This window comes from Pantoea sp. GABEPS69 (assembly GCF_045780835.1).
Taxonomy (GTDB): domain Bacteria; phylum Pseudomonadota; class Gammaproteobacteria; order Enterobacterales; family Enterobacteriaceae; genus Pantoea; species Pantoea septica.
This window is the reverse complement of sequence record NZ_CP118618.1, coordinates 2708288-2728290: the sequence shown is the minus strand read 5'-3', so window position 1 is coordinate 2728290 and position 20003 is coordinate 2708288. Positions and strand designations below refer to the sequence as shown.

Annotated in this window: 17 protein-coding genes; 11 read left to right on the top strand and 6 right to left on the bottom strand. The window is 58.1% G+C overall.

The features are described from left to right. Positions 1 to 58: 58 nt before the first annotated feature. From glnH to rhtA, 3 genes are all read right to left on the bottom strand, one after another. Complete coding sequence (gene glnH / locus PVE98_RS13360) at positions 59 to 805, bottom strand: glutamine ABC transporter substrate-binding protein GlnH (RefSeq protein WP_033751452.1); 747 nt, start codon at positions 803 to 805, stop codon at positions 59 to 61. A gap of 322 nt (positions 806 to 1127) precedes the next feature. After that, positions 1128 to 1631, bottom strand: a complete 504-nt coding sequence (gene dps, locus PVE98_RS13355; protein ID WP_033751449.1) for a DNA starvation/stationary phase protection protein Dps — start codon at positions 1629 to 1631, stop codon at positions 1128 to 1130. A gap of 328 nt (positions 1632 to 1959) precedes the next feature. Next, positions 1960 to 2871: a threonine/homoserine exporter RhtA gene (gene rhtA / locus PVE98_RS13350; protein WP_096072856.1), complete on the bottom strand. Its 912-nt coding sequence runs from the start codon at positions 2869 to 2871 to the stop codon at positions 1960 to 1962. A gap of 375 nt (positions 2872 to 3246) precedes the next feature. Here rhtA and ompX point away from each other — a divergent pair, with 375 nt between their 5' ends. Continuing rightward, positions 3247 to 3759 carry an outer membrane protein OmpX gene (gene ompX / locus PVE98_RS13345; RefSeq protein ID WP_033751446.1) on the top strand — a complete coding sequence of 171 codons (513 nt, stop codon included), beginning with the start codon at positions 3247 to 3249 and terminating at the stop codon, positions 3757 to 3759. A gap of 193 nt (positions 3760 to 3952) precedes the next feature. On the opposite strand, the gene PVE98_RS13340 is transcribed toward ompX, so the two are convergent. Next, positions 3953 to 4147, bottom strand: coding sequence for a hypothetical protein (locus tag PVE98_RS13340; RefSeq protein ID WP_033751444.1), 195 nt, complete (start codon positions 4145 to 4147; stop codon positions 3953 to 3955). Positions 4148 to 4413: 266 nt separating this feature from the next. On the opposite strand from PVE98_RS13340, the gene mntR reads away from it, so the two are divergent. From mntR to PVE98_RS13300, 8 genes are all read left to right on the top strand, one after another. Then, positions 4414 to 4875, top strand: coding sequence for a manganese-binding transcriptional regulator MntR (gene mntR, locus PVE98_RS13335; RefSeq protein ID WP_033789194.1), 462 nt, complete (start codon positions 4414 to 4416; stop codon positions 4873 to 4875). Positions 4876 to 4892: 17 nt separating this feature from the next. Continuing rightward, positions 4893 to 6002, top strand: coding sequence for an SLC13 family permease (locus PVE98_RS13330; RefSeq protein ID WP_096072857.1), 1110 nt, complete (start codon positions 4893 to 4895; stop codon positions 6000 to 6002). 146 nt (positions 6003 to 6148) lie between these two features. After that, on the top strand, positions 6149 to 7288 hold the full coding sequence (locus tag PVE98_RS13325; protein WP_033751438.1) for an HlyD family secretion protein: 1140 nt from the start codon (positions 6149 to 6151) through the stop codon (positions 7286 to 7288). Further along, positions 7285 to 8853 carry a DHA2 family efflux MFS transporter permease subunit gene (locus tag PVE98_RS13320; RefSeq protein WP_033751435.1) on the top strand — a complete coding sequence of 523 codons (1569 nt, stop codon included), beginning with the start codon at positions 7285 to 7287 and terminating at the stop codon, positions 8851 to 8853. The genes PVE98_RS13325 and PVE98_RS13320 overlap by 4 nt, the downstream gene beginning before the upstream one ends. A gap of 1 nt (position 8854) precedes the next feature. After that, positions 8855 to 10384, top strand: coding sequence for an efflux transporter outer membrane subunit (locus PVE98_RS13315; RefSeq protein WP_033751432.1), 1530 nt, complete (start codon positions 8855 to 8857; stop codon positions 10382 to 10384). Positions 10385 to 10661: 277 nt separating this feature from the next. After that, the gene (locus tag PVE98_RS13310) at positions 10662 to 12146 is read left to right on the top strand and encodes a sugar porter family MFS transporter (RefSeq protein ID WP_096072858.1); all 1485 of its coding nucleotides are present in this window, start codon (positions 10662 to 10664) and stop codon (positions 12144 to 12146) included. Between the two features lie 427 nt (positions 12147 to 12573). Further along, positions 12574 to 12975, top strand: a complete 402-nt coding sequence (locus PVE98_RS13305) for an H-NS family nucleoid-associated regulatory protein (RefSeq protein WP_033751426.1) — start codon at positions 12574 to 12576, stop codon at positions 12973 to 12975. 175 nt (positions 12976 to 13150) lie between these two features. Further along, on the top strand, positions 13151 to 14743 hold the full coding sequence (locus tag PVE98_RS13300) for an ABC-F family ATPase (protein WP_033751423.1): 1593 nt from the start codon (positions 13151 to 13153) through the stop codon (positions 14741 to 14743). 214 nt (positions 14744 to 14957) lie between these two features. Here PVE98_RS13300 and moeB read toward each other — a convergent pair whose 3' ends face one another. Next, positions 14958 to 15710, bottom strand: a complete 753-nt coding sequence (gene moeB / locus PVE98_RS13295) for a molybdopterin-synthase adenylyltransferase MoeB (RefSeq protein ID WP_333620535.1) — start codon at positions 15708 to 15710, stop codon at positions 14958 to 14960. Further along, entirely contained in the window at positions 15710 to 16945 is a 1236-nt protein-coding gene (gene moeA / locus PVE98_RS13290) for a molybdopterin molybdotransferase MoeA (protein WP_096072860.1), read from the bottom strand. Before moeA ends, moeB begins: the two co-directional genes overlap by 1 nt. Before the next feature lie 225 nt (positions 16946 to 17170). Here moeA and PVE98_RS13285 point away from each other — a divergent pair, with 225 nt between their 5' ends. Together PVE98_RS13285 and gsiA are read left to right on the top strand one after the other, a co-directional pair. Next, on the top strand, positions 17171 to 18130 hold the full coding sequence (locus PVE98_RS13285) for an isoaspartyl peptidase/L-asparaginase family protein (RefSeq protein ID WP_096072861.1): 960 nt from the start codon (positions 17171 to 17173) through the stop codon (positions 18128 to 18130). Between the two features lie 9 nt (positions 18131 to 18139). Beyond that, a complete protein-coding gene (gsiA, locus tag PVE98_RS13280) occupies positions 18140 to 19987 on the top strand; it encodes a glutathione ABC transporter ATP-binding protein GsiA (RefSeq protein WP_096072862.1) in 1848 nt (615 codons plus the stop codon). Positions 19988 to 20003 lie beyond the last annotated feature (16 nt).

Below are 20003 nucleotides of genomic sequence, written 5' to 3'. Positions count from 1 at the left end.
TGTTGCGATGGAAAAAAGCAGGGCACGCGTCCCTGCTCAAAATAGAAACAAAAAATTATTATTTAGGTTCGCTGCCAAACCATTTTTTGTAGATCTGGTTGTAAGTGCCGTTCTCTTTCAGGGTCTTCAGCGCGCCGTTTACTTTCTCACGCAGCTCGTCGCTGCCTTTCGGGAACGCGACGCCGTACTGCTGCGCTTCGATAGAGTCGCCGACCGCTTTAAAGCGGCCTTTGCCTGCGGTGTTGATAAAGTAAAGGATGTTTGGCGTGTCGTGCAGCACCGCGTCGGCGCGGTTGGTGCCCAGCTCCATATAGGCGTTGTCGATATTCGGGAACTGACGCAGATCTTTGGTTTTGATATGCGCTTTAGCGTAATCGACCGAACCGGTGCCGCTCTTCACTGCAACCACTTTGCCATTCAGGTCGTCGATGCCTTTGATGTCGTTTTCATTGTTGCGAACCATCACCAGCAGACCGCTTTTGTAGTAGCCGTCAGAAAACTCGATCGCTTTTTTACGCTCGTCGGTAATGGTGATGCCCGCCAGCGCCAGGTCGATATTGCGCGTCTGCAGAGCAGGGATAATGCCGCTGAAGTCCATCGGCTTCAGGGTATAGTCCAGCTTCAGCTCTTTAGCGATGGCGTCCCACAGGTCGACGTCGAAGCCGACATACTTATCGCCCTGTTTGAATTCAAAAGGAACGAACGCGGTATCGGTGGCAACGATCAGTTTTTTTTCTGCTGCGGTGGAAGAGAGTGAGAAGGCCAGCGCCAGCGCGGCCACAGAGACTTTAAACAGTGACTTCATCATTTTTCCTTATTACTACCCGGCCTGAAGGCGGTGTTTACGGCTTACCATATGAAAAAATTATGCCAACTTTTCATTTTAACCACAATCAATGGGTTAAACCTGAAAGCTGACACGATTTTGCACAGGTAAAAACTTTTGCACCATAAACGATCACCAAAATGGTGCATAGGATTATTCTGGTGCAATGCACCTTTGCATGCGGCATTGGGCGAGGGAAGGAGAGGCGTTCAGAAATGTTATGGAGGTCAAAAAATAGTAATTTTGCTGTTAAGCGGGCATAAAAAAGGCGGGTTTCCCCGCCTGATGAGTGCATTCACACTTATTCGATGTTGGACTCGATAAACCACAGGAATTTATCCAGATCGCGCGATGCCGCAGTGAAGATATCTGCAGTGTCTTCGTCTTTCACTTCAGAGATCGCTTTACGGGTATCGTTCGCCACAATGGCGTAGCGATCGGCCAGCGCTTTCAGATGGTCCTGTACGCTGTGAATGTTCAGCGGATAGCTCTGCAGAGGCGTTCTGTCGTTAACGACCTGAGTGGTGCCCAGCGCCACGCCGCCTAACTGTACAACGCGTTCAGCAATGGTGTCCTGATGATCGGTAATGGTGGTACGGAAACCGTCCAGCATTTCATGCACGCCGATAAAGTTGGAGCCGCGCATATTCCAGTGCGCCTGCTTGGTGATCAGCGACAGATCGATAAATTCCACTACCAGACGGTTGAGCACCTCGATGGTGGCTTTTTTCTCGTCATCAGCCACATCGTTACGGGTGTAAAGCAGATCGGAAGCGTTCGTTTTAACCAGTTTTGCGGTACTCATCGTATGAATCCTCTCTTTGATGGGTTGTCCTAATCAAGCACGGGAATAAGTATAGCAGCGCTTTAGGCGTTTGCAGGATTGAGCTTATCAATGGCTGAAATAGATAGCATTTACGGATAAAGAGTGAACGGCAATAACGGCCAGCAGATAAGCCGGTTGTAGATGTTTTAAGGAAAAATAGTTAAATATTAAATGTTTAGAAATTTACCTGGGTTGATATCATACAGTATGTTTCAGAATGATAATAATAATGTTTACCATTGGTTAAAATAAAGCCGCCTGCTGCAGCTGAATATTATTCGCCTGCGTTAGACGCAGGCGGAATAAGTTATTGCGGCGGCGGCGGGGATATTTCGACTTCTTTAAGCGCCTTATTTCTGGGCTTGAGCGTCAGCGTCGCGCCGGCCGACGCCAGAATGATCGCCAGCAAACCCAGGCTCTGCGTCAGCGACAGCGTTTCACCCAGGAACAAAATGCCCGACAGCGCCGCTACCGCCGGTTCCAGGCTCATCAGCGTGCCGAAAATACGTGCTGGAAGGCGCGTCAGCGCCACCATTTCCAGTGCGTAGGGGATGGCGCTGGAGAGCAGGGCGACCAGCAGCGCGACGGGAATAACGCTCCAGTGCCAGATGCCGGGCTCGGCGAACGTCAGCCCCAGCGGCACGAAGATCGCGGAAGCGATTAAGGAGCCCATCGCCACGGTCGCCGGGCCGTGCTGCGCGCCGGCGCGCGGCCCCGCCAGAATATAGAGCGCCCAGCAGGCGCCCGCGCCCACCGCCAGCGCCGCGCCCAGCGGATCGATGGTTTTCATGCTGTCGCCGAACGGCAGCAGAAACCAGAGTCCGGCCACCGCCAGTACCACCCAGATGAAATCGAGCAGGCGGCGCGTGCCCAGCAGCGCCAGCGTCAGCGGCCCGGTAAACTCCAGCGCCACCGCGACGCCGAGCGGCACGGTGCGCAATGACAGGTAAAACAGAAAGTTCATACAGCCCAGCGCCAGCCCGTACAGCAGCAGCGGCAGACGCTGTTCGCGGGTAAAGCGCAGCCGCCAGGGTTTGAAGATCGCGCACAGCATCAGCGTACCGAGGCCGAGACGCAGCGCGGTAATGCCGGTGGCGCCTACCGTAGGGAAAAGCGATTTAGCCAGCGAGGCGCCGCCCTGGAGCGACAGCATCGCTATCAGCAGTACGGCGACCGAGACGGCCGGAGCAGAGGTTTTACCCGAGAGAGAAAGTGACATCCTGTAAACGCGTCCTGATGATCGGCGGAAAGGCTTTATAAGGCCCAGTTTAATCGAAGCAGCAGTAAAAGCAGAGGAGACAATCAGGAAAATCCGCAGACGACTGAGCAAAAATCAGGCAGTTTCAGGGCCAGTAGCGTAAAGAAATGTCAGGTTTTTTTAGGATTTAACTTAAAGGACAATTTTTATTGCGAGAAATTCATTGCAGTTTAATGACGAAAATCATAAGTAAAATGAATAGCATAGGATGCTTCATTAACTTTCTGTTACACCAAACATTCTGTTAGACAATAATTTGCGGGCAGAGTTTCTTGCTAAGTTTTGTTATATTTTCAGCGTTGTCAGGAGAGAAGTATTATCACATTTGAGGTGGTTATGAAAAAAATTGCATGTCTTTCAGCACTGGCTTGTGTTCTGGCAGTTTCTGCGGGTTCCGCAATGGCGCAGAGCACAGTCACCGGCGGTTACGCTCAGTCCGACTATCAGGGCGTGGCTAACAAAGCGAACGGTTTCAACCTGAAATACCGTTACGAAGACGGCTCTAACCCGCTGGGTTGGATCGGTTCTTTCACCTACACCGAAAAAGATCGCACTGATTCTGGCGTGTACAACAAAGGCCAGTACTACGGTTTCACCGCAGGTCCTGCTTACCGTCTGAACGACTGGGCGAGCATCTACGGCGTTGTAGGTATCGGCTACGGTAAATTCCAGCAGAACGAAACCACTTTCCGTTCTAACTCTGATTCCAGCGACGTGGGCTTCTCCTACGGTGCCGGTCTGCAGTTCAACCCGTACCAGCAGTTCGCTATTGACGTGGGTTACGAGCAGAGCCGTATCCGTAACGTCGACGTAGGCACCTGGATTGCTGGCGTAGGTTACAGCTTCTAAGTTTTGCTTAGACCAGTTGCAGAAAAAAACGGCCCTTTGCGGCCGTTTTTTTTATCCCTTTTTTAGCGCGTCTTATTATCGGATCGGCGCAATCGCTTCGCTAAAGAAGGGAAATGGCGCTAAAAGGAGTGAGAAGGGCGAACAGCAAAGCAGCCCAGGCGAAAAGCAGAGGCTGCATCAGAAAGGTTGCGCGTCAGCCGCGCCAGATAAGATTTGGGCAGTTGCGACTGCTGCGTTTTTCGCCCAGCAGTTTTTCAACCAGCATCAGACGGAGCGAAAACGGGGAGCGGCTCAGCAGGCAAAGCCAGGATTTCAGCGTTGCGGATGAAGCCGGTTTTTCAGTCTGGAAGCATTTGCCGCAGTCAAGACAGCATTTCAGGGTGCTCATATCGACCTCCCAATCAGTAACGTCGTAATAGCAGGCAAAGGCCGGCGATAAACAGGAGAAAAAGCAGTAATAACAGATAAGGATCCTGCACGATCGTCTCCTGATTGTCTGCGCGTTTGCCTACAATATCGACAAATATAGCACTGGCTATACCCTGTAGCCAATGCTATTTACGAAAAATTTGAGCTTCTTTGTGCCTGGTTTACAATGAGCGCAGCAAATCCGTCTCGCTGCGCGGGTGCGGAGAATAATAAAGAGGAAGCTGAATGAGTCGTCGTGCCAAAAGTGGGGCGTCCGCGTCGCCTGGACCCCTGAAAGATGTTGAAGAGCATGTCGAAGGATTTCGACAGGTTCGCGAAGCGCATCGTCGCGAACTGATCGATGACTACGTTGAGTTGATCTCAGATTTAATCGGTGAATTCGGCGAAGCGCGTCAGGTCGATATGGCAGCGCGCCTGGGCGTTTCGCAGCCTACCGTCGCCAAAATGTTGAAACGCCTCAGCAGCGCCGGGCTGGTGGAACAGGTTCCCTATCGCGGCGTCTTTCTGACCGGCGAGGGCGAGAAGCTGGCGGCGGAGAGTCGCGCCCGCCATCATATCGTCGAAACCTTTCTGCTTGCGCTGGGCATCAGCCCGGAAACTGCGCGTCGCGATTCCGAAGGCATCGAGCATCACGTCAGCGATGAAACGCTCGCTGTCTTCCAGAAGTTTTACGAAAGCCGCCACTAATCACCGGACTCGCTACCATGCTCACCGTGCTGCGCCCTTTTTTGCATGATCGTATTCTGCATTTGCTGTTAGCGCTCGGCGCGGTGTTGCTGCTGCTGGCGAATTTCCACTGGGCGGATCTGCCCGGCGCCGTCGACTGGCACACTATCGTCACGCTGACGGGGCTGCTGCTGTTAACCAAAGGGCTGGAGACCAGCGGCTACTTCGACGTGCTGGGCGCGCGCCTGATTGGCCGCTTCCGCCATGAACGCGCGCTGGCGCTGTTTATGGTGCTGGCCGCCGCGCTGCTCTCTACCTTTCTGACCAACGACGTGGCGCTATTTATTCTGGTGCCGCTGACCCTGACGCTGCGTAAATATTCGCGCCTGCCTCTGTCGCGACTGATCATCTTTGAAGCGCTGGCGGTCAATGCCGGATCGCTGCTGACGCCGGTGGGCAATCCGCAAAATATCCTGCTGTGGAGTCACGGTAAGCTCAGCGTGGCCGGGTTCATCGGGCAAATGACGCCGCTGGCGGTCTGGCTGCTGGTGACGCTGCTGGCGCTGACGTGGTTCAGTTTTAAGCCGCGCGATATTCAAAAGCAGGGCAGCGACGAGACGCGCGACTGGCAGAAACCGCTGTTCGCCGCCAGCGTGCTGCTCTATCTGCTGTTCGTCGCCGCGCTGGAGTGGCAGATGACCGGCTGGGCGCTGCTGCTGATTATGGGCTGCTATCTGGTCATGGCGCGGAAGGTGCTGCTCGCCATCGACTGGAGTCTGCTGGCGGTCTTTATCGCCATGTTTATCGACGTCTATCTGCTCACCCATCTGCCGATGGTGCAGCGTCACTTCGACGCCGTGTCGCACTTCAGCGACGGCGCAATTTACCTGCTGGCTATCGGCCTGTCGCAGGTTATCAGCAACGTGCCCGCCACCATTCTGCTGCTGCAGAAGATCCCGCCTTCCGACGTACTCGCCTGGGCGGTGAATATCGGCGGCTTCGGCCTGCTGCCCGGCTCGCTCGCCAACCTGATCGCGCTACGCATGGCGAAAGATCGCGCCGTCTGGTGGCAGTTCCATCTCTTCTCTATACCGATGCTCGCCTGGTCGATGCTGAGCGGCTGGCTGCTGCTACGCCTGCTGCACTAACTTCCGCTGCGCTTAAAAAAATGTTGCAGGTTGTGCCTCTTTTGTCGGGAAAGGTCAAGAAACGCTGGAAAATGTCAGTTTACCATCTACTGTTTATCTGACCTTTTATGCCCTGGAATTAGGGCGTTAGCTATGCGGAACTGACTATGAGCGAGAATGAAAAAGGCGAATCTCATCAGGATGATGCGAAGAAAAAGCAGGATCCATCCAGTGAGCAGTCTGACCAGAATAACGATGAGCCTGAACGTAAAAGACCCGGCAAAAAACCGCTGATCATTCTCGCCGTGGTGGTGGTGATCATGCTGATCGTCGGCTTCTGGTTCTGGTTCAGCACGCGCAATGAAGAGACCACCGACGATGCCTTTACCGAAGGCGACGCGGTCACCATCGCGCCCAAAGCCTCCGGCTACGTGGTAAAGCTGCTGGTTAAAGACAACCAGCGCGTAAGGAAAGGCGATCTGCTGGTGGAGATCGATCCGCGCGATACCCTGGCGCAGCGTGACCAGGCCAAAGCGCAGCTGGGTCTGGCGCAGGCGCAGCTCCATCAGGCGCAGGCGCAGCTGGCGCTGTCGAAGGTACAGTATCCGGCGCAGCGCGACCAGGCGCTGGCCGATCAGGCGAAAGCCCAGGCTAACCTGCTGAACGCCGAGGCGGACTATCGTCGTCAGCGCGGCGTCGATCCGCGCGCCACCAGCCAGCGCAATATCGATACCGCCGCCGCGCAGCTGCGTTCGGCCCAGGCGCAGCTGCAGAGCGCCAAAGCGCAGGTGGAAGTCGCCTCGCAGGTGGCGCTGCAAATTCGCCAGCAGGAAACCAACGTAGAAGCGCGACAACAGCAGGTCGCGCAGGCGCAGGCGCAGTTGAATACCGCTGAGCTGAATCTCTCCTATACCCAGGTGCGCGCGCCGTACGACGGCTTCGTCACCAAACGCAACGTGCAGCTCGGCACCCTGGTGCAGGCGGGCAGTTCGCTGTTTTCGCTGGTGTCGCCCGATATCTGGATCACCGCCAACTTTAAAGAGTCGCAGCTGGCGCGTATGAATCCAGGCGATAAAGTCGCGATTAGCGTCGACGCCTGGCCCGATATGGAGCTGGAAGGGCACGTCGACAGCATTCAGATGGGCTCGGGTTCGCGCTTCTCGACCTTCCCGGCAGAGAACGCTACCGGCAACTACGTGAAGATCGTCCAGCGCGTCCCGGTGAAAATCGTTATCGACAAAGGGCTGGATCCGAACCATCCGCTGCCGCTCGGCCTGTCGGTAGAACCTAAGGTCACCGTGGAATGAGTCAGGCGCAGAGCTGGCAACCTTCCAGCAACCCCTGGCTGGTGGCGGTGACCGTCACGCTGGCGGTGTTTATGGAGATCCTGGACACCACTATCGTTAACGTGGCGCTGCCTCATATTGCCGGTTCGCTCTCCTCCAGCTATGACGAATCTACCTGGGTGCTGACCTCTTATCTGGTGGCGAATGGCATCGTGCTGCCGATCTCCGCCTTTTTCAGCCGACTCTTCGGCCGTAAGCAGTTCTTCCTGATCTGCATCGTGATGTTCACCGTCTGCTCGTTCCTGTGCGGTATCGCCACCGAGCTATGGCAAATCATCCTGTTCCGCGTGCTGCAGGGCTTTTTTGGCGGCGGCCTGCAGCCGGTGCAGCAATCGGTGCTGCTCGACTACTTTAAGCCGGAAGATCGCGGTAAGGCGTTCGGCCTCTCTTCTATCGCCATTATTGTCGCGCCCGTTATCGGACCGACGCTGGGCGGCTGGATCACCGATAACTACAGCTGGCGCTGGGTCTTCTTTATCAATATCCCGGTCGGCATCCTGACGGTGCTGGCGATCTACCAGCTGCTGGAAGATCCTCCCTGGGAGCGCAAGTGGGCGAAAGGGCGGCTGAAGATCGACTATATCGGCATCGGGCTGATTACGCTGGGACTCGGCTGCTTGCAGGTCTTTCTCGATCGCGGCGAAGATGAAGACTGGTTTGCCTCGCACTTTATCGTGCTGTTCGCCACTCTGGCGCTGGTCGGCATCGTCGGCGCAGTCTACTGGCTGATGTATGCACGTAAGCCGGTGGTGGATATTCTGGTGATGAAAGACCGCAATTTCTGGGTCTCCGGGCTGCTGATGGCGGGCATGGCAATGATCCTCTACGGCAGCTCCGTAGTGCTGCCGCAGCTGGCGCAGCAGGATCTCGGCTACACCGCGACCTGGTCGGGACTAGTGCTGTCGCCGGGCGCGGTCTTAATTGTGCTCACCATCCCGCTGGTGCTCGCTCTGATGCCGCGCGTGCAGACGCGTTACATCATCGCCTTCGGCTTTACCTGCCTGGCGCTGGCGTTTATGTACTCCTCGACCCTGACGCCGGATGTCGATTTTAAAACGCTGGTGCTGATGCGCAGCGCGCAGTCTATCGGGCTGGGTTTTCTGTTTGTGCCGCTGACCACCATCGCGTTCATTACTATTCCGCAGCGCCTCAACGCCGACGCTTCGGCGCTGTTTACCATGTTCCGCAACGTGGCGGGCTCCATCGGCATCTCGCTCTCGACCGCGGCGATCACCGAGCGCGAGCAGGTGCGCTCGGCGCATATGGTGCACAACATGACGCCGCTGAACGAACAGTTCAACATCACCGTGCAGCACTGGGCGCAGGCGATCCGCGACTTTACCTCAGCGGTGGGCGATCCCGCCACGCTGGCGGCCGGTCAGCTCTATCAGGAGATGGTGGCGCAGTCGCGCATTCTGGCGTACATCGACGTCTTTACGGGCCTGAGTATCGTTGCCCTGATCTTGATTCCATTTTGTTGGCTGCTGTCGCCGATTAAGAGCGAAGGCAGCGCAGGAGCACACTGACATGAAGGTTATCTCTACACGCTCGCTGGCGAGACCGCTCAGCCTGTTGACGCTGGCGCTCTGGCTGGCGGGCTGCGCCGTCGGCCCCGATTACGAGGCGCCTAAGCCGCAGCTGCCCGGCGGTTACCACCTGATGGACGCGCAGCAGGCGTCGAAAACCGCGCCCGGCGCCGTTAATACGCGCTGGTGGCAAACCTTTAACGATCCGCAGCTCAATAGCCTTATCGACCGTGCCGTCGAGGGCAACCTGACGCTGCAGCAGGCGGTGCTGCGCATCGCGGGCGCGCGGCAGGAGCTGGCGCAGGCGCGCGGCGGTCTCTTTCCCAGCCTGAACGGCAGCGCGAAAGTCACGCGTCAGCAGCTGGGGCTGGAAGGCCTGCTGAAAGCGAACGGCGCCACCGACCAGCTGGACAGCGAGACCGCCAGCCAGCTCAGCAGCCTGGAGCAGCCGGTAACGCTCTATCAGGGCAGCTTTGACGCCAGCTGGGAGCTGGATCTCTGGGGTAAAGTGCGCCGTCAGGTCGAACTGGCCGATGCGCAAACCCAGGCAGCTATTGAACAGCGCAACGACGCGCTGGTCTCGCTGGAGGCCGAGGTGGCGCGCGCTTACCTGCAGCTGCGCGGCGCGCAGGCGACGGTCGCCACGCTGGAGCAGCAGATTGCGGTGGCGCAGCAGAGCTGGGAGCTGACGCAGAGCCAGCAGCGCAACGGACTGGCGCCGCTTACCGATGTAGAGAATGCGCGCGCGCAGCTTAGTTCACTGCAGGCACAGCTGCCGCAGTATCAGTCGCAGGCGCGCCAGGCGATGAACGGGCTGGCGGTGCTGCTGGGCAAAACGCCCGGCGCGCTGGATAACGAGCTCTTTGCGCCTAAAGCGATGCCCGCCTTGCCGCAGATCGTGCCGGTCGGCATTCCCGCCACGCTGGCGCGCCGCCGACCCGATATTCGTCAGGCGGAGGCGACGCTGCACGCGCAGACGGCGAATATCGGCGTGTCGGTGGCGCAGCTCTTTCCCAGCCTGTCGCTTACCGGGCAGCTCGGGGTGCGCAATACCGACGTCAGCTATCTCGACAACTGGAGCAGCCACTTCTATTCCGTCGGCCCCTCGCTGTCGATTCCCATTTTTCAGGGCGGTCGTCTGGTCTCCAGCGTGAAGCTGGCGCGCGCCCAGCAGGCGAGTGCGGCGCTCGACTATCGTCAGACGGTGCTCACCGCGCTGCAGGATGTAGAAAACGCGCTGGTGAGCTATCGCGCCGATCAGGCGCGGGTCACGGCGCTGGATGAAACCACCGGGTCGCTGCAGCGCGCCTTCGATTTGGCCAGCGACAGCTATCGTCAGGGCATCTCGACCTTTATCGATGTGCTGGACGCGCAGCGTCAGCTGGCGCAGGCGCAGGAACAGGCGACCCAGGCGCGCATGCAGAGCGCGCTCGATTTAGTGGCGCTCTATAAAGCGCTGGGCGGCGGCTGGGAAACTTACCAGAATGTTACGCTGCCGCAGTTCGACGTTTTCGGCCCGGCCGCCAGCTAACGCTTTCTCTCTGTTTACGGCTGCGGCATCTGTCGCAGCCGCTCTCCGCAGCCACGCCGCTATTAATGAAATAAAAGTTTCTTTTTATCGCCTTGATGCATTTTACGCACGGTGCAATTAAGGGTGCCAGTAAAGACTTATGGCGCATAAATGTGATCTATCAAGCAAAAATAAGCGGAGCCTATGATTCACCACGCAAAACTAATATTTCATATTTTATAGTTGCGATAAAAATAATCTATTTTCACTGGACATCTGCAAACCATCGGGAGAAAACATGTCCAGAGAATCCTACCTTACGCTGAATAAAGCCTCAGGGCCGAACAGCAACGCCCGCACCGAACCTTTTGTTAAAGTCATCGCCGTGGTCGCTACGCTTGGCGGGCTGCTGTTTGGCTACGACACCGGCGTGATCTCAGGTGCGCTGCTGTTTATGGGCCCGGAACTCCATCTGACGCCGTTTACCACCGGTCTGGTGACCAGCAGCCTGCTGTTTGGCGCGGCCTTTGGCGCGCTGCTCTCCGGCCATTTCGCGGCAGCGGCCGGACGGAAAAAAATTATTCTGGTTTTGGCCGTGATCTTCGCCATGGGCGCCCTGGGCACCTCGATGGCGCCGGATGTAGCCTGGATGATTTTCTTCCGTCTGGTGCTGGGCGTCGCCGTCGGCGGCGCGGCGGCCACCGTACCGGTCTATATCGCGGAAATCGCGCCGGCGAACCGACGCGGCCAGCTGGTGACGCTCCAGGAGCTGATGATCGTCTCCGGCCAGATGCTGGCCTATATCTCCAACGCCGGTTTCAACGCCGCCTGGGGCGGTGAAACGACCTGGCGCTGGATGCTGGCGGTAGCGACGCTGCCGGCGGTACTGCTTTTCTTCGGCATGATGTTTATGCCAGACACGCCGCGCTGGTACGCGATGAAAGGGCGCCTGGCCGATGCGCGCCGGGTGCTGGAGCGGACCCGCGCTCGCCAGGACGTTGAATGGGAACTGACGGAAATAGAAGAGACGCTGACGGAAGAGCAGCAGCAGCGCCCGCGGCTGAGCGAGCTGCGCAAACCCTGGCTGTTCAAGCTCTTTTTGATCGGTATGGGTATTGCGGTCATTCAGCAGCTAACGGGCGTCAATACCATTATGTATTACGCACCGACCATGCTGAAAGCGGTCGGCATGGATGACAGCGCGGCGCTGTTCGCCACGATCGCCAACGGTGCTATCTCAGTGTTAATGACCTTTGTCGGCATCTGGCTGCTGGGAAAAATGGGGCGGCGCACGTTGACCATGACTGGACAGTTCGGCTGCACCGCCTGCCTGGTTTTTATCGGCGCAGTGACGCTGTTTATGCCGGAAACCGTTAATGGGCAACCTGATATGTGGCGCAGCTATATGGTGCTGTTCGGCATGCTGCTGTTTTTAAGTTTTCAGCAGGGCGCGTTATCGCCGGTCACCTGGCTGCTGCTGTCGGAAATATTCCCAACGCGTCTGCGCGGTATTTTTATGGGCGGCGCGGTATTCGCTATGTGGATCGCCAATTTCCTTATTTCGCTAATGTTTCCGGTGCTGCTGGCAAGCGTCGGTCTGGCAGGTGCTTTCTTTATCTTTGCGCTGGTGGGTATTGCGGGCGCGATATTTGTCATTAAGTGCGTACCGGAAACGCGTAATCGTAGTCTGGAGCAGATTGAACACTATCTGCATGAAACCCTCTCGCGCGATGATGAGATTGTGCGCGAACCCCTGAGACGGCCGGCAAATAAAACATCATAATAAAAGGTTATCAATTTGAGTCTGAGCCGGCGCCCGCGCCGGCTTTTTTTTATCCATTCGTGCCGAAGATTAACCTTTTCATGCTCGCTTACGCTTAAACTCCCCGCAGGCGTCTTACATGAACCGAGCAGATACTATTTGTAAAATATCATCTGAAAAGCACTTTATATCGCCTTTTATCCTCAGGCTGCGAGCTATTAAACCCTTCAACCTTCAATGAAAACGATTTCAGCCGCGCGCTTTTATCCAGACGTGCACTGTTAATTCACCGTTAATAACACCGTGAGAATTCCCTTAAGTTTCTGCTACGAAATTTTACCTGCGCGCTTCGGAATTTTCTGGAGTAGAAAATTAATTTATTTTTTTATTTGAATTGGGTAATCTTGTCGCTACAGTTTTATTAAACCCCTTAGTCAAGGACAGTATAATGAGTGACGCATTTAAAGTTCTGAACAACATTCGCACATTACGTGCTCAGGCACGCGAACTGCCATTGAGCGACCTGGAAGAAATTCTGGAAAAATTAACCGTCGTCGTCACAGAACGTCGTGAAGAAGTGGAAGCTGAAGAAGCGCAAAACCGCGAAAAAGAAGAAAAGCTCTCTAAATATCGCGAAATGCTGCTGGCTGACGGTATCGACCCGAACGAATTACTGGGCGCGCTGGAAACCGGTAAAAAACGCGCCAAGCGCGCGCCGCGTCCCGCCAAGTATTCTTATACCGACGAAAACGGCGAAGTAAAATCCTGGACCGGCCAGGGCCGTACTCCAGCGGCAATTAAAAAGGCGCTCGATTCCGGCAAAAGCCTTGACGATTTCCTGATCGGCTAAATTTACCCAATCCTTGCAAGTGGGAGCCGGTGGCCTGAACAGCCACCGGCTTTTTATTTTTCCCCCACTGCCAGCGGCTTGCCTCAGGCCGCACGCCTGGCGCTGGCATGCGTAAGGCGATGTCTGGCATAATGGCCGCCGTTTTTCCCCTCACTCAGCCATAAAGGTCAATGCCGTGTTAGTAAGCAGCAATATCACCATGCAGTTTGGCAGCAAGCCACTGTTCGAAAATATCTCCGTAAAATTTGGCGGCGGTAATCGTTACGGTTTAATCGGTGCAAACGGCAGCGGTAAATCCACCTTTATGAAAATCCTCGGCGGCGATCTGGCGCCCACCGGCGGTAATGTCTCTTACGATCCCAACGAGCGCATCGGCAAGTTAAGACAGGACCAGTTCGCGTTTGAACAATATAGCGTGCTGGACACCGTCATCATGGGTCACCATGAATTGTGGGAAGTAAAGCAGGAGCGCGACCGCATATATGCTTTGCCGGAAATGAGCGAAGAGGAAGGCTATAAAGTCGCAGACCTTGAAGCGCTTTACGGCGAAATGGATGGCTACAGCGCCGAATCGCGCGCTGGCGAGTTATTACTCGGCGTTGGCATCCCGGTTGAACAGCATTATGGCCCGATGAGCGAAATTGCGCCGGGCTGGAAATTACGCGTGCTGCTGGCGCAGGCGTTATTTTCAAATCCTGATATTTTGTTACTGGACGAACCAACCAACAACCTGGATATTGATACTATTCGCTGGCTGGAGCAGGTGCTGAACGAGCGTGAAAGCACCATGATCATCATTTCGCACGACCGTCACTTCCTGAATATGGTTTGTACGCATATGGCGGATCTCGATTACGGCGAATTACGCGTATATCCAGGCAACTATGACGAGTATATGACGGCGGCTACCCAGTCGCGCGAACGTTTATTAGCAGACAACGCCAAGAAAAAAGCGCAGATCGCCGAGCTGCAGTCTTTCGTCAGCCGCTTTAGCGCCAACGCCTCTAAATCGCGTCAGGCGACGTCGCGCGCGAAACAAATTGATAAAATCAAACTGGATGAAGTTAAAGCGTCCAGCCGTCAAAACCCGTTTATTCGTTTTGAACAAGACAAGAAGCTGTTCCGTAATGCGCTGGAAGTCGAAGCGCTTACCAAAGGTTTTGATAACGGTCCGCTGTTTAAAAATCTCAATCTGCTGCTTGAAGTGGGCGAAAAGCTGGCGGTTATCGGCGCCAACGGTATTGGTAAATCCACGCTGCTGAAAACGCTGGTAGGCGAACTTGAGCCAGACAGTGGCAGCGTTAAATGGTCGGAAAATGCGCGCATCGGTTATTACGCGCAGGATCACGCTGCCGACTTCGCCGACGACCTTAGCGTCTTCGACTGGATGAGCCAGTGGAAGCAGGAAGGGGATGACGAGCAGGCGGTGCGCAGCATTCTGGGTCGTCTGCTGTTCAGCCACGACGACATCAAAAAACCGGCGAAGGTGCTGTCGGGCGGGGAAAAGGGGCGCATGCTGTTCGGCAAGCTGATGATGCAGAAACCCAATATCCTGATTATGGACGAACCGACCAACCACCTGGATATGGAGTCGATCGAGTCGCTGAATATGGCGCTGGAGATGTATGAAGGCACGCTGATTTTCGTTTCGCACGACCGTGAATTCGTCAGCTCGCTGGCGACGCGCGTGCTGGAGATCAAAGAGGACCGCGTGGTGGACTTTACCGGCACCTACGAAGATTATCTGCGCAGTCAGGGTATTTACTAAGGCCGCCGGATCCTTCTGACAGACGACGAAGAACGCTAATAAGCGGGTGGCGTGGACCGAAGAGCAAAGCGTCCCGCGCCATGGAGGGCGCGGGCCGAGCGAGCAGGGATGCGTAAAGCGACTTTGCGATCGGTCCACGCCACTTGCGTTAGCGCAAAACAGGCAGACAGCTTAATTGAGGGCATAAAGGGGATAGCGTAAGCTATCCCCTTTATTATTTACCACAGACTTCGCAGTGCGCATCCTGCGCCACCTTCACGCTGCGGAACTCCGCGCTCATCGCATCATACATCAGCAGCCGCGAGGCGGCGGGCGTGCCGAAGGCCGTCAACACTTTAATCGCCTCCATCGCCTGCATGGCACCAATCACCCCGACCAGCGGCGCCATCACGCCCGCTTCGACGCAGCTGAGCGTTTGCTCGCCGAACAGGCGGCTAATACAGCGATAGCAGGGCGTGCCCGGCTGCCAGGTAAAGACGCTAATCTGGCCTTCCATACGGATCGCCGAGCCGGAAACCAGCGGCACGCCACGCGAACGACACAGGCGGTTCAGCTGTTCGCGGATCTGCACGTTGTCGGTACAGTCGAGCACCACCTGATGCCTGGCGATCAGCGCCTCAAGCGCCTCATCTTCCAGCATGCCGTTAACGGTATCGATATGCACATGCGGGTTGATGGCGGACAGACTCTCCGCCGCCGAGTCGACCTTGGCGCGGCCGATATCCGCGTCGTGATGCAGGATCTGACGCTGCAGATTCGACAGCGCGACGGTATCGAAATCGAGCAGGGTCAGCGCGCCGACGCCCGCGGCGGCCAGATATGGCGCCGCCGCGCAGCCCAGCCCGCCGAGACCGACAATCAGCGCGCGGCTCGCTTTGAGCTTCTCCTGACCGTCGAAGTCGAAGCCGCGCAGCACAATCTGGCGGTTATAGCGCAGCATCTCTTTATCGCTGAGTTCAGGCAGCATTATCCCTCCAGCAGCGCGTTGAAGGGCTCAACCTCGACCCATTCGCCCGGCTCGACCGCGCCGCGATCGCGCTCCAGCACGATAAAGCAGTTGGCGGCGGCGAACGAGCTAAAGACGTGCGAGCCCTGATGGCCGGTACTGTGCACCTCCAGCTCGCCGTCCGCGCCGCGGCGCATGATGCCGCGCTGGAAATCGAGGCGGCCGGGTGATTTTTTCAGGCGTGAGGCGGCGCGCGCGCGCAGACGCGGCGGCAGCGACGATTCGCGCTGGCCGGTCAGGGCGGCGAGCAGCGGCTGCACCAGCTGATAGAAGGTGACGGCGGCCGACACCGGATTGCCCGGCAGCCCGCAGAACCAGCTGCTGGCGAGACGGCCGAAGGCGAAAGGCTTGCCCGGCTTGATGGCCAGCTTCCAGAAGGTAATGACGCCCAGCTCGTCCAGCATAGCTTTAGTGAAATCCGCTTCGCCCACCGACACGCCGCCGGTGCTGATCACCACGTCGGCCTGCCGATCCGCCTCTGCGAAAGCGTGACGCAGCGCCTGCGGATCATCTTTGATGATGCCCAGGTCGATCACCTCGCAGCCGAGCTTGCGCAGCATCAGCGAGACGGCAAAACGGTTAGTGTCGTAGATCTGACCCGGCGCCAGCGGCTGGCCGACCGGCTGCAGCTCGTCGCCGGTGGAGAAAACCGCGACGCGCAGCTTGCGCAGCACGCTGACCTCGGCCAGGCCGAGCGAGGCGAGGAGCGGCAGCTCTGCCGCGCCGAGGCGCACGCCTGCCGCCAGCACCGGCTGGTCGCGACGGATATCTTCGCCGATCAGGCGGATATTTTGTCCCGCCCGCACCGGCGCGTTAATCACAATGCCATCCTCGACCTCGCGCGTCTCTTCCTGCATCACCACCGCTTCGCAGCCTGGCGGCACCGGCGCGCCGGTCATAATGCGCACCGCGCTGCCCGCCGGCCAGTCGCCGTCAAAAGGGGCGCCGGCAAAGGCTTTGCCGGCGATCTTCAGCGGTCGATCGGATTGAATATCGGCCAGCCGCACGGCGTAGCCGTCCATCGCCGAGTTATCAAACGGGGGCACGTCGATCGGCGAGGTGACCGGCAAGGCGGTAATGCGGCCGGCCGCGTCCGCCAGCGGCACGCTGACGCGATCGCGCAGAGGCTGAAGCTGCGCCAGCATTTTCGCCTGCGCCTCTTCCAGAGAAATTAATCCTGCGGTAAAGCTTTCCATCGTATTAGCAACCTGAGTAAAGACAGTTGCTGACTATTATGGTGCTAATTGCCAGCGGAGTCACATTTCCGCCGCGGCATAAGCCACAATAAAAGGTTATGGCTGACGCGCCAGTTTCCCCTTTACAAGCTTTGACAGGCTTTCTATAGTCAAAAATCATTTAAATTGGCTGAAAACCATTTTAAATCAGTGTTTTCACTCCGGTAAAAGGATAGGGCAAGCGTTATGGTTAAAGCAGTCATCGCCATTCACGGTGGGGCAGGCGCCATTACGCGCTCGGCAATGAGCGCAGAAAAAGAGCAGGCGTATCGTCAGGCGCTGAGCGATATCCTTAGCGCGGGACAGCAGATGCTGGCACGGGGCGCCAGCGCGCTGGACGCCGTGACCGAAGCGGTGCGGCAGCTGGAAGAGTGCCCGTTGTTCAACGCCGGCAAGGGCGCGGTCTTCACCCATCAGGGCACGCACGAGCTGGACGCCTGCGTAATGGACGGCCGCACGCTGGCGGTAGGTGCGGTGGCAGGCGTGTCGCGCCTGCGCAATCCGGTGCTGGCGGCGCGCAAGGTGCTGGAATCGAGTCCGCACGTGCTCTTTATCGGCGCGGGCGCGGAGCAGTTCGCGCGGGATAACGGGCTGGAAGAGGTCGATCCCGCTTTCTTTTCGACGCCGGAACGCTGGGAGCAGCTTCAGCGCGCGCTGGCCAGCGACGAGATGGTGCTGGATCACGACGGCGCGGCGAAATCGGACGACCCGCTCGATCCCGACCGTAAATTCGGCACCGTCGGCGCGGTGGCGATCGATGCGGAGGGCAACCTTGCCGCCGCCACCTCGACCGGCGGCATGACCAACAAACAGGCGGGCCGCGTCGGCGACTCGCCGCTGCCGGGTGCAGGCTGCTACGCCAGCAACGATACGGTGGCGGTCTCCTGCACCGGTACGGGTGAAGTCTTTATTCGCACCCTGGCGGCCTACGATATCGCCGCGCAGATGCGCTACGGCGGCCATTCGCTGCAGCAGGCGTGCGTTAACGTCATCCACGACGCCATTCCTGAGCTGGGCGGCAGCGGCGGCCTGATCGCTATCGACCGCTTCGGCAACGTAGCGCTGCCGTTCAATAGCGAGGGCATGTACCGCGGCGTCGCGCGCGTGGGCGAAGAGATTGAGGTCGGCATCTACCGCGAAGGCTAAGGAGCAGGCATGACGCAGCAAATGGCGCCGGATCAGGTTCTGGCGGTACGCAATCTCAACGTGCGCTTCAGCCATGAAGGGCGCGTGACGCACGCGGTGCGCGACCTGTCGCTCGAGGTGCAGCGCGGCGAAACCCTGGCGATCGTCGGCGAGTCCGGCTCCGGCAAATCGGTCACCTCGCTGGCGCTGATGCGGCTGATCGAACAGGCGGGCGGCGAGGTCAGCGGCGATATAGTGCTGCGCCGCCGCAGCGGCGAGCTGCTGGACGTGACGCGCGCAGCGCCGGGCGTGATGCGTCGCGTGCGCGGCGCCGACATGGCGATGATTTTTCAGGAGCCGATGACCTCGCTCAACCCGGTTTTCACCGTTGGCGAGCAGATCGCCGAATCGATCCGCCTGCATCAGGGCAAAGGCCATCAGCAGGCGCTGGCGGAAGCGCGCCGTATGCTCGATCTGGTGCGCATTCCCGAAGCGCAGGGCGTGCTGTCGCGCTATCCGCATCAGCTCTCCGGCGGCATGCGCCAGCGTGTGGTGATCGCCATGGCGCTGTCGTGCCGTCCCGCGCTACTGATCGCCGATGAGCCGACCACGGCGCTCGACGTCACCATTCAGGCGCAAATCCTGCAGCTGATCCGCGTGCTGCAAAAAGAGATGCAGATGGGGGTGATTTTTATCACCCACGATATGGGCGTGGTGGCTGAAATGGCGGACCGCGTCCAGGTGATGTACCGCGGCGACGTGGTGGAGAGCGCGCCGGTGCAGCAGCTGTTCGACGCGCCGCAGCAGCCCTATACCCAGGCGCTGCTGGCGGCGGTGCCGAAGCTCGGCGCGATGAGCGGCCAGCCGCTGCCCGCGCGTTTTCCGCTGCTGCGCGCCGGCGGTCAGGCGGAGCCGGAGACGCCGCAGGATACTGTGCGTCGCGATCTCGAGCCGATTTTGCAGGTGCGCGAACTGGTGACGCGCTTCGATATTCGCGGCGGCCTGCTTAACCGCGTGAAGCGTCGCGTACACGCGGTAGAGAAGGTGAGCTTCGATCTCTACGCCGGCGAGACGCTGGCGCTGGTAGGCGAATCGGGCTGCGGCAAATCCACCACCGGGCGTTCGCTGCTGCGGCTGGTGGCGAGCCAGGGCGGCACCATTACCTTCAACGGCCAGCGCATCGACAGGCTCGCCGGCTCGGCGCTGGTGCATCTGCGGCGCGATATCCAGTTTATCTTTCAGGATCCCTACGCCTCGCTCGATCCGCGTCTGACGGTGGGCTTCTCTATTATGGAGCCGCTGCTGGTGCATAAGGTGATGCCGCGCCGCGAGGCGGAACAGCGCGTCGCCTGGCTGCTGGAAAAGGTGGGGCTGCTGCCGGAGCACGCGCAGCGCTATCCCCACGAATTCTCCGGCGGCCAGCGCCAGCGCATCTGCATCGCGCGCGCGCTGGCGCTCAATCCCAAAGTGGTTATCGCCGATGAGTCGGTGTCGGCGCTTGACGTGTCGATTCAGGCGCAGATCGTCAATCTGATGCTCGATCTGCAGCGCGAATTCGGCATCGCCTTCCTGTTTATTTCGCACGATATGGCCGTTGTCGAACGCATCAGCCATCGCGTGGCGGTTATGTATCTGGGACAAATCGTTGAAATGGGGCCGCGCCAGGCGGTGTTCGAGCAGCCGCGCCACCCCTATACCCGCAAGCTGATGGCCGCCGTACCGGTGGCGGATCCGGCGCATCGCCGGCGCGAACGCGCGCTGATGGTGGATGAAATACCCAGCGCCGTGCGCGCGCTGGGCGACGAGCCTGAAGTCGCGCCGCTGATGGAGGTGGCGCCAGGCCATTTCGTCGCGCGCCACGCTATCAGCAGCACCTGACATCACAATCACACTA

Coding starts and splice junctions, on each gene's coding strand:
- gsiA (WP_096072862.1), top strand. CDS start 18,140: ATGACGCAGCAAATGGCGCCGGATCAGGTTCTGGCGGTACGCAATCTC.
- moeB (WP_333620535.1), bottom strand. CDS start 15,710: ATGCTGCCTGAACTCAGCGATAAAGAGATGCTGCGCTATAACCGCCAG.
- PVE98_RS13285 (WP_096072861.1), top strand. CDS start 17,171: ATGGTTAAAGCAGTCATCGCCATTCACGGTGGGGCAGGCGCCATTACG.
- moeA (WP_096072860.1), bottom strand. CDS start 16,945: ATGGAAAGCTTTACCGCAGGATTAATTTCTCTGGAAGAGGCGCAGGCG.
- rhtA (WP_096072856.1), bottom strand. CDS start 2,871: ATGTCACTTTCTCTCTCGGGTAAAACCTCTGCTCCGGCCGTCTCGGTC.
- glnH (WP_033751452.1), bottom strand. CDS start 805: ATGAAGTCACTGTTTAAAGTCTCTGTGGCCGCGCTGGCGCTGGCCTTC.
- dps (WP_033751449.1), bottom strand. CDS start 1,631: ATGAGTACCGCAAAACTGGTTAAAACGAACGCTTCCGATCTGCTTTAC.
- PVE98_RS13340 (WP_033751444.1), bottom strand. CDS start 4,147: ATGAGCACCCTGAAATGCTGTCTTGACTGCGGCAAATGCTTCCAGACT.
- ompX (WP_033751446.1), top strand. CDS start 3,247: ATGAAAAAAATTGCATGTCTTTCAGCACTGGCTTGTGTTCTGGCAGTT.
- mntR (WP_033789194.1), top strand. CDS start 4,414: ATGAGTCGTCGTGCCAAAAGTGGGGCGTCCGCGTCGCCTGGACCCCTG.
- PVE98_RS13305 (WP_033751426.1), top strand. CDS start 12,574: ATGAGTGACGCATTTAAAGTTCTGAACAACATTCGCACATTACGTGCT.
- PVE98_RS13320 (WP_033751435.1), top strand. CDS start 7,285: ATGAGTCAGGCGCAGAGCTGGCAACCTTCCAGCAACCCCTGGCTGGTG.
- PVE98_RS13315 (WP_033751432.1), top strand. CDS start 8,855: ATGAAGGTTATCTCTACACGCTCGCTGGCGAGACCGCTCAGCCTGTTG.
- PVE98_RS13325 (WP_033751438.1), top strand. CDS start 6,149: ATGAGCGAGAATGAAAAAGGCGAATCTCATCAGGATGATGCGAAGAAA.
- PVE98_RS13310 (WP_096072858.1), top strand. CDS start 10,662: ATGTCCAGAGAATCCTACCTTACGCTGAATAAAGCCTCAGGGCCGAAC.
- PVE98_RS13330 (WP_096072857.1), top strand. CDS start 4,893: ATGCTCACCGTGCTGCGCCCTTTTTTGCATGATCGTATTCTGCATTTG.